This window comes from Oceanicaulis sp. UBA2681, assembly GCF_002354675.1.
Lineage (GTDB): Bacteria > Pseudomonadota > Alphaproteobacteria > Caulobacterales > Maricaulaceae > Oceanicaulis > Oceanicaulis alexandrii.
This window is the reverse complement of the sequence record NZ_DEMB01000003.1, coordinates 231,935-240,832: the sequence shown is the minus strand read 5'-3', so window position 1 is coordinate 240,832 and position 8,898 is coordinate 231,935. Positions and strand designations below refer to the sequence as shown.

Below are 8,898 nucleotides of genomic sequence, written 5' to 3'. Positions count from 1 at the left end.
TAGTGGAAGTGCGCCACCACGTAATAGGTGTCGTGCAGCGACTGGTCGATGCCGGCGTTTGACAGCATCACGCCGGTCACGCCGCCCACGGTGAACAGGAAGATGAAACCGATCGCCCAGATCATCGGGGTGCGGAACTGGATGGAGCCGCCCCACATGGTGGCGATCCACGAGAAGATTTTGATGCCTGTGGGCACCGCAATAATCATCGTCGCAGCCACGAAATAGGCTTTCAGGTTCACGTTCAGGCCCACGGTGTACATGTGGTGCGCCCACACGATGAAGCCGATGAAGCCGATGGCGACCATGGCGTAGGCCATGCCCAGATAGCCAAAGACCGGCTTGCGCGAGAAAGTGGACACGATGTGGCTGATCATGCCGAAGCCGGGCAGGATCAGGATGTACACTTCCGGGTGACCGAAGAACCAGAACAGGTGCTGGTACATGATCGGGTCGCCGCCGCCGGCGGGATCAAAGAAGGTGGTGCCGAAGTTACGATCGGTCAGCAGCATGGTCAGGGCGCCGGCCAGAACCGGAACCGAGAGCAGCAGCAAGAACGCCGTCACCAGCATCGACCATACGAACAGCGGCATCTTGTGCAGGGTCATGCCAGGCGCGCGCATGTTGAAGATCGTGGTGATGAAGTTGATCGAGCCCAGCAGCGAGCTGACGCCCGCGATGTGCAGCGAGAAGATCACCATGTCGAAGGCCGGGCCGTTATGCCCTGACGTCGACAAGGGCGGATACATCACCCAGCCGCCGCCAAAGCCGTCATCCCCGCCTGCGCCCGGCACGAACATCGAGCTGAACAGCAGCAGGAAGGAGAAGGGCAGCAGCCAGAACGAGATGTTGTTCATCCGCGGGAAGGCCATGTCCGGCGCGCCGATCATCAGCGGCACGAACCAGTTGCCGAAACCGCCGATCATGGCGGGCATGACCATGAAGAAGATCATGATCAGACCGTGCATGGTCGTGATGACGTTGTAGTTATGCTCGTTGCCCCAGAATCCGTTGTTGAAGACCTGAAGGCCCGGCTCGGCGAGCTCCCAACGGATCAGGCCGGACATGGCGCCGCCCACAACCCCCGCGAAGATCGCGAAGATCAGGTACATCGTGCCGATGTCCTTGTGGTTGGTGGAATACACCCAGCGCTTCCAGTCCCAGATGCTGGGGGTGTGATCGTCGTGATGCGCAGCAGCGTCTGACATCTGATCTCTCCTTACTGGACGGAAGCGAGGCGAGCCCCGCCACGCACGTCGTTATAATAGGCGGCCAGGACGTCCGGCGCCGTATAGGGGTCATTGTTGGCCGCATCGACCCAGGCGGTGAACACCTCTTCGGGCACCACATGGACTTCGATCGGCATGTAAGCATGGCGCAGGCCGCACAGTTCAGAGCACTGGCCGTAATAGATGCCCGGCTCGTCGACCATGAACCAGGTTTCGTTCAGACGGCCCGGAATCGCGTCCATCTTGATGCCGAAAGCCGGCATGGCCCAGTTGTGGATCACGTCAGACGCGGTCACTTCCACACGCACGGTCGCGCCGGTCGGCACCACCACCGGAAGGTCGGTGCTGAGATTGCGCAGAGCGGCGAACGGATGGCCGGCGATATCTTCGTCCGCAAGCATGTTGGCCACGTAATCAAAGCCGCCATGGTCGGGATAGGTGTAGGTCCAGTTCCACTGGTTGCCCGTCGCCTTGATCGTGAAATCCGCTTCGGGAATGACGTCCTGCAAGTAAAGCAGTTTGAAGGACGGCACCGCGATCACGACCAGGATCAGGATCGGGATGCCTGTCCAGATCACTTCGACCAGCGTGTTATGGCTGAACTTCTTGGCTTCAGGGTTGCGCTTGCTGTTGTAGCGCACCATCACCCAGACCAGCAGGCCGAGAACGACCAGCGTGATGGCGGTGATGATCCACAGCACCATGGTGTGGAAAACGTCGATGTTTTCCTTCACCGGAGTGACCGCTTGCTGCAGCCCCAGATTACCGTCGATCGGCGCGCCGATGACGGTCGCCGAAGCGCCGGCGGTCGTTAAACAAAGGGCGGCGAAGGCGCCCAGCATGGCCGAGAATCGCATAATTTCCCCAAAGTCCTGGTTCTATCGTCCAATTGGCGACGTCTTGCGAGATACGCTCAAACGCCAGATGCGGCGACTCGTCGCCACAGTGCTCGTTGCGCACGATATAGACTGCAATCACAGGCGAGCCAATCGAGCTTAAGCGCCTTTTTGTCGCACTTGGCGCCCTTTTTCCACCTCCTTGTGCGTATGAATGTCTGGCCCGTTGATTTAGGCTTTGCTAACCTTGTTGCTCATTATGAAGTCTGAGGGGGCCAGATTGATGTCGACACACAGTTTTCAAACCCGCCAGAACAAGCCGCTCATACAGGCGCTCACCGGCGGTGTGTTCGGTCTGGCCATGGCGGCCCTGCTGGCCTTCGCGATCTCCTTCGCCTTTTCCGGCCGCGCCCTGGGGCAAGCCGATGAAAGCCCGTCATTCGAAACAGACGCGCGTTATGAGTGCGAAGCTGGCGCACGGGACTCCGGCGCGACCGGTCGCGCCCTCGGCGCTTGCGATCTTCTTCTTCGTGATGCGTCGGTCAGCGGCGAAACTCGCGCGCGCGTTCTGACCAATCGCGCCGTCATGCTGCTCGCGCGCGGCCAGAACGGGCAGGCGCGCTCTGACCTTGAAGAAGCGGTCGAGCTGGCGCCGGAGCTGGCCGAAGCCTGGCTGAACCTGTCCGCCGCGCAAATCACCACCGGTTCAGCGCAGCAGGCGATCGAGACCGCGCGTCAGGCCGAAGAGCTGGGCGCCAGCTCGGCGCTGGTCGCCTTCAACACCGCCATCGCGCTTGAGACTCTGGGCCGGTTCGAGGACGCCTACGCCGCCTATAATCAGGCCGCGCAGCAAGATCCTCAAAATGTCACGCTGGCCGCCCAGCCCGGCCGCTTTATCTGGCATCAGGGCTGATTGAAGCGGGACAACCTGCCCGCGCCCCTCGCACTCGCAATGGTGAGGGTCTATGTATGACGGCGTACCGCCACGCGCAGGAGCCGTCATGACCACTGATCCGTTTTCCGCTTTTGAATTTGACGCTGATGATGCGGGCCGCGTGCTCGACGAGGCGCTGGTCGGCGCGGATGATGGCGAGCTGTTTCTTGAGACCTCTACGGCGGAAAGCCTCGCCTTTGATGATGGTCGGTTGAAAGTCGCCAATTTCGACGCCGAGCGCGGCTTTGGCCTGCGCGGCGTTTTTGGCGAAGCCTCCGGTTTCGCGCACTCCTCCGATCCAACCCTGGCTGCGCTCAAGCGCGCCGGGGAAACCGCAAACGCCGCCCGTCAGGGCCGCGACGCGGTCATGGCGCCCTCTCCGGCCCGCGCCAACCAGACCCTTTATCAAGATGTGGACGTGATCGCGCAGCCGGGCTTTGAAGCCAAGTCCGCCCTGCTGGCGGAGATCGACGCGTATTGCCGCGCCAGCGATCCTGAAGTGGTGCAGGTGTCCGCCTCGGTGTCCGCCTCGCGCCGGGTGATCGGCATTGTGCGGTCCGGCGGCGATGTGCGCAGCGAAGTGCGCCCGCTGGTGCGCGTGAACGTCTCCGTCACCTGCGAACGCAATGGCCGCCGCGAAACCGGCTCCGCCGGGGCTGGCGGTCGCGCCGCGTTTGATCAGTGGATCGCGCCGGGCGCCTGGAAAGGCCTCGCCGACGAAGCGCTGCGCGTGGCCAAGGTCAATCTTGAAGCCGTCGACGCCCCGGCGGGCGAATGGCAAGTGGTGCTTGGACCGGGCTGGCCGGCGATCTTGCTGCATGAGGCGGTGGGCCATGGCCTTGAAGGCGATTTCAACCGCAAGGGCAGCTCCGCTTTCTCCGGCAAGGTCGGCCAGCAAGTCGCCTCCAAGGGCGTGACGGTCGTCGATGACGGCACGATCCCCGATCGCCGCGGCTCGTTGAGCTTTGACGATGAAGGCACGCCCACCGGACGCACCGTGCTGATCGAGGACGGCGTGCTGAAAGGCTATATGCAGGACCGGCAAAATGCCCGCCTGATGGGGGTGGAGCCCACCGGAAACGGTCGCCGCGAGAGCTACGCCCACCCGCCCATGCCGCGCATGACCAACACCATCATGGAAGCGGGCGACGCCGATCCGGGCGAGATTCTGGACAGCCTGAAAGACGGCGTCTACGCCAAGAATTTCGGCGGCGGCCAGGTGGACATCACCTCGGGCAAGTTCGTCTTCCGCTGCACCGAGGCCTATCGCGTGCGGGACGGCAAGATTTGCGAGCCGATCAAGGGCGCGACCCTGATCGGGGACGGTCCGACGGCGCTGACCAAGATCTCCATGATCGGCAATGATCTGCAGCTCGATCCCGGCGTCGGCACTTGCGGCAAGGCCGGACAGGGCGTGCCCGTGGGCGTGGGGCAGCCGACCTTGCGCATTGACGGCCTGACGGTCGGCGGCGCGGGTTAACACCGGGCGCTTTTCGGTTAACCCACCTTACAAAGTAGTCACTTACCGCCTTGTAATAAGATATTTCACGCAAGGCCCTCTAGCTTGCGCCTGACTTTGATTTGCAAGACTGGATTGATGATGACTTTTCGAACGGCGCCGCTCGCTTTCCTTTTGGTGATGACCCCGGCCGCGCTGGCCGATGATGCGCCTGAGCCTGTGGTCGCTGAAGGGGAAGCGGACGGCGCCATTCTCGCCTATCCGGCCAGCTTCTTCACCGAGTTCAGCCCGGTGACCGCGCGCGACATGGTCAATCGCCTGCCCGGCTTTTCCCTGTCGGACGGCGACACCAACCGGCGCGGCCTGGCGGACGCATTCGGCAATCTGCTCATCAATGGCGTGCGTCCCTCAGACAAGACGCTGGGGCTGGGCACGGTCCTGCAACGCATTCCAGCGGCTCAGGTGGTGCGCATCGAACTGATCCGCGAACCCCTGCCCGAATACGAAATGCGCGGCTTCAGCCAGCTCGCAAATGTCATTCTGGTCGAGGGCGCCGGGACGCGCGCCAGCTTTGATCACACCCTGACCCTGAATAATTCGTCCAGACTGGCGTCGGAATTCCAAAGCGCCGTCACGCGCCCTGTCGGATCGGGCGAGCTGACTCTGGGGCTGAACTGGGAGACCTGGGGGCCGGCCAATGACCGAACGGTTGAAACCACCCGTCCGGACGGCGTGCGGCTATCGCGCGAGCACTACAATGATCAAAGACGCTATCGCGAGATCGAACCCTCGATCAGCTATGCGGGGCCTTTGGGCGAGAACACCCAAGTGCGCGTCAATGCGAACGCCGAGTTTGTCGCCTGGCGCCGCATCATCTCCGGCTTCGCCTATGACTATGTGAACGATGCGCCGGTTCCTGCCGCCTATGTGGAACAGAAAAACGATGAGCGCAGCTGGCAGGCGGGCCTGTCATCCACGCTGGAGCATCGCTGGTCGGACGGACTGAATTCGACCACGACCTTCCTTCTGACCCGGTCTGACACCGATAACGGGCCGGAAGTGGAAAGCGTGAACACGTTTTCAAACGGCATTGAGCGGGTCCAGGTCTTCTATCAGAACGCCGAAGAGGAAACCGCGCTGCGCCAGAGCTTTGACTGGACGCTGACGGAGGCCCACTCGCTGACCTTCGGCGCAGAAGCCGCGTTCAATGCGCTCGACGCCAGCCTGGCCCTGTTTGAAGATCTGGGATCGGGCTTTGAGGAAATCCCCCTGCCGGTCAGCGACACCCGTGTTGAAGAAGTGCGCGGCGAAGCGTTCGCCGACGCCGTCTGGGTGATCAATGACGCGTTCTCTCTGGAAGGCGGTCTGCGCTATGAATATAGCGAGATTTCCCAGTCTGGCTCCGCCGGTCAGTCGCGCACCTTCACCTATCTCAAGCCGCGCGGCAGCTTCACCTGGCGTCCCGGCGACCAGCGCCGCATCCGCATCGGCATTGAGCGCAATGTGGACCAGCTTGATTTCGGCAATTTCGCCAGCTCGGTGGACCTCAACTCCGATCAGGTTGATGTGGGCAATCCCGATTACCGCCCCCAAACCGACTGGACGCTGGAAGCGGAGTTCGAGCAGCGCTTCAATGAAGACGCCTCGGTGACGCTGACGCTGGGCCGAGTCTGGGTTCAGGATCTGGACGATTATATCGCCATCATCACCCCGACCGCGGTTTTCGATGCGCCGGGCAATATCGGCGATGGCGCCCTGAACCGGGCGACGCTGGAATGGACCAGCCCGCTGGGCTGGCTGGGCCTTCAGAACGCGACGCTGGACGGCTTCGTGGAATGGTATGACAGCAATGTCGATGATCCGGTCACCGGTGTGGAGCGCTCCTGGTCCGGCATTGCGGAATGGGAGGTGAGCTTTGATTTCCGCCAGACCTTCCCCGAGCGCCAGATGGCCTGGGGCTGGGACTATTTCTATCTGTCTGACCGGTCATCCTACCGGGTCAGCCGCTTCACCAACATCCAGAACCCGGCCGGCGATCTGGATGTCTATGTGGAGACCACGCGCTGGTTCGGCCTGACCACGCGTCTGGGGGCGAACTTCATTCTCGACACCACCGACAAGCAAGATCGCATCCTGTATGACGGGTCCCGCGCAGATGGCGTCGAACGCCTGCACCAGCAGCGATATTTCGACCACGGCCCGCAGATCTTCCTCAGCGTGCGGGGGGCTTTCTGACGCTTCTGATTTGTAATCCCGGCGCGGCGCACGATCTGATAAACTTATAACAGCAGGGCGAAGCGCCGGGCGATGCGTGATCCGGCGATCCTGCTGGGAGGAGGTCGTATGAAGGCCGCCAAGCGCGCTTTCACCGCGGCGGCGCTGTCCTTGGGACTCGCCGCCAGCGCCGTGGCTCAGTCAAGCGTGATCGAGCTGGAACGCACCGCATCAGGCTATTTCGTCGCGCCGGTTTTTATCGGGACTGACGGGCCCTACCCGTTCGCGCCGGACACCGGCGCCAGCCACACCGCCATCGCCCAGAGCCTGGCGGAAGCGCACGGCTTCATCAGCACGCAAGACCGGCTGGACGCGGTCCAGACCCTGACAGCTGAGGTTCAGGCTGAACGTCATGGCCTGGTTGATCTCAGGCTGGGGCCATTGCCTCTGGGCGAGATCGACACCGTGGTCACCCCCACCCCGCCCGATCTTCAGCTGGAATTGTTCGGCCTTCTGGGCAGCAACGCCTTCACAGGTCACGTCATCAAGCTCGACTATCCGCAAGCGCGCCTGACTGTGGACGCCCAGCAGCCGCGATACGCCGACGCGCGCATCGATCCCGTGCGGCAGGTGCTGGTGGGCGCCGCGCAAGCGCGCCGGATCGAGGACGACATCGCGGTGCTGATCGATACCGGCTCGCCCATCACGCTGGTCAATCATGCGCTGGCGCGGCGCCTGAACCAGCGCACCCCCGTCAGCGTGGTGAATGTGGGCAATATGACCCGTATTCCGAACCCTGTGGAAACCGAAGACCGGGTGATCCTCAGCCAGTTCCGCATGGGCGGCGTCTGCCTGCGGCGAATCGCGGTCAGCGAGGCCGATCTCGATGTCTTCCGCGCCATGGGCTGGGACAACCGGCCCGCCATGATCGTGGGCTTGGACCTGTTGCAGAGCACCGCCCTGACCATCGATTTTGAGACCGGTCGGGCTCAGATCGATCCCGGCCCCGAAACCTGGCGCTGTCCCGGTGATCGCCGCGCCCAGCTGAGCCATTAAAAAAGCCCCGGAGTCAGGCTCCGGGGCTTTTCTCAGTGCATGAGACCGCGCTTAAAGCAGGTCGCGGGCGTCCTGATCGGGGCCGGCGGCTTCCGCCTTGGCGCTGATCTGGTCTTCCGCACGGCCATGGCCCAGGCCCTTCAGCCAGAAGCTGAGCAGGCCGAAGATCACGCCCAGTGCGATCGCGAACATGCCGATCGAGCCGAACACGGCGGCATAGCCGTTGAGCGCCGCTTCAGGATCGAGCACCTGGCCCGCCACGGTGTCAGTGGCGGTGAAAGTGGCGATGATCCCCGCCACATATTGCGCGAACGAGCTCGACAGGAACCAGCCCGCCATCATGGTGGACACGACCGCGGCCGGGCTGAGCTTGGTGATGGCCGACAGGCCCACGGGGCTCAGGCAGAGCTCGCCGGTGGTGTGCAGCAGATAGGCGCCGGCGAGGAAGATCAGCGGCACGCGATAATCATCGCCCGCAAAGTTCACGCCCCAGACCAGCACCATGAAGCCCAGGCCCACCTGAACCAGCGCGAGGCCGAATTTCAGCGGCGTATTGGGGTTCTTCTGCAGCTTGGCGAGGAACGCCCACAGGGCTGCAAACGCCGGTGCGAACAGCAAGATGAAGCCGGCGTTGAACGACTGCACCTGGCTGGCGGTGATCGAGGCCGAGCCCACCGACAGATCGGTGTTGCGCGCGGCGAACAGGTTCATGGACGAGCCCGCCTGCTCAAAGAGCGCCCAGAACACGACCGACACCATGATCAGGATCAGCGCCAGGATCAGGCGTTGCGCCTCCACCTTGGTGCAGTTCTTGACCATGTAGACGCCCATATAGCCCAGGAAGCCCAGGCCGCCGATGAGCAGGAAGAGCGCCAGCAGATCCTGTTCGCCCATGCCCGGCAGGGTGAAACGGATCGTGTGCGCCTGAACCATGAACCAGACCACGACCACGGTGACCAGACCGACGCCGTAGAGCAGCCATTCGGTGTTGAGCGGCCCCAGCGCCTTGGCTTTCAGTTTTTCGCGGCTGGGCGGATTGCCCACATGGTCGATGAGGTTCTTGCCCGGCAGGAAGAACAGGGCGCGGCCGCGCACGAACACGACAAAGCCCAGCGCCATGCCGAGACCGGCCAGACCGAAGCCGGCCCACCAGCCCACGGTCTCGCCCAG

General features: G+C 62.9%; 7 protein-coding genes. 4 read left to right on the top strand and 3 right to left on the bottom strand.

The features are described from left to right. Together B3M53_RS01850 and coxB are read right to left on the bottom strand one after the other, a co-directional pair. The coding region (locus B3M53_RS01850) for a cbb3-type cytochrome c oxidase subunit I (RefSeq protein WP_286799563.1) at positions 1 to 1,208 on the bottom strand (1,208 nt) is incomplete at its 3' end. Between the two features lie 11 nt (positions 1,209 to 1,219). Beyond that, entirely contained in the window at positions 1,220 to 2,086 is an 867-nt protein-coding gene (gene coxB / locus B3M53_RS01845; protein ID WP_022701649.1) for a cytochrome c oxidase subunit II, read from the bottom strand. Positions 2,087 to 2,348: 262 nt separating this feature from the next. Here coxB and B3M53_RS01840 point away from each other — a divergent pair, with 262 nt between their 5' ends. The 4 genes from B3M53_RS01840 to B3M53_RS01825 all read left to right on the top strand — a co-directional run bounded on the left by B3M53_RS01840 (position 2,349) and on the right by B3M53_RS01825 (position 7,728). Continuing rightward, the gene (locus B3M53_RS01840) at positions 2,349 to 2,978 is read left to right on the top strand and encodes a tetratricopeptide repeat protein (RefSeq protein WP_273020859.1); all 630 of its coding nucleotides are present in this window, start codon (positions 2,349 to 2,351) and stop codon (positions 2,976 to 2,978) included. Positions 2,979 to 3,066: 88 nt separating this feature from the next. Then, positions 3,067 to 4,479, top strand: a complete 1,413-nt coding sequence (gene tldD, locus B3M53_RS01835; protein ID WP_273020861.1) for a metalloprotease TldD — start codon at positions 3,067 to 3,069, stop codon at positions 4,477 to 4,479. Between the two features lie 117 nt (positions 4,480 to 4,596). Then, positions 4,597 to 6,693, top strand: a complete 2,097-nt coding sequence (locus B3M53_RS01830; RefSeq protein ID WP_273020862.1) for a TonB-dependent receptor plug domain-containing protein — start codon at positions 4,597 to 4,599, stop codon at positions 6,691 to 6,693. A gap of 108 nt (positions 6,694 to 6,801) precedes the next feature. Then, on the top strand, positions 6,802 to 7,728 hold the full coding sequence (locus B3M53_RS01825) for an aspartyl protease family protein (RefSeq protein ID WP_273020864.1): 927 nt from the start codon (positions 6,802 to 6,804) through the stop codon (positions 7,726 to 7,728). A gap of 51 nt (positions 7,729 to 7,779) precedes the next feature. Here B3M53_RS01825 and B3M53_RS01820 read toward each other — a convergent pair. After that, on the bottom strand, positions 7,780 to 8,898 hold a 1,119-nt coding region (locus B3M53_RS01820; RefSeq protein WP_286799562.1), incomplete at its 5' end, for a peptide MFS transporter.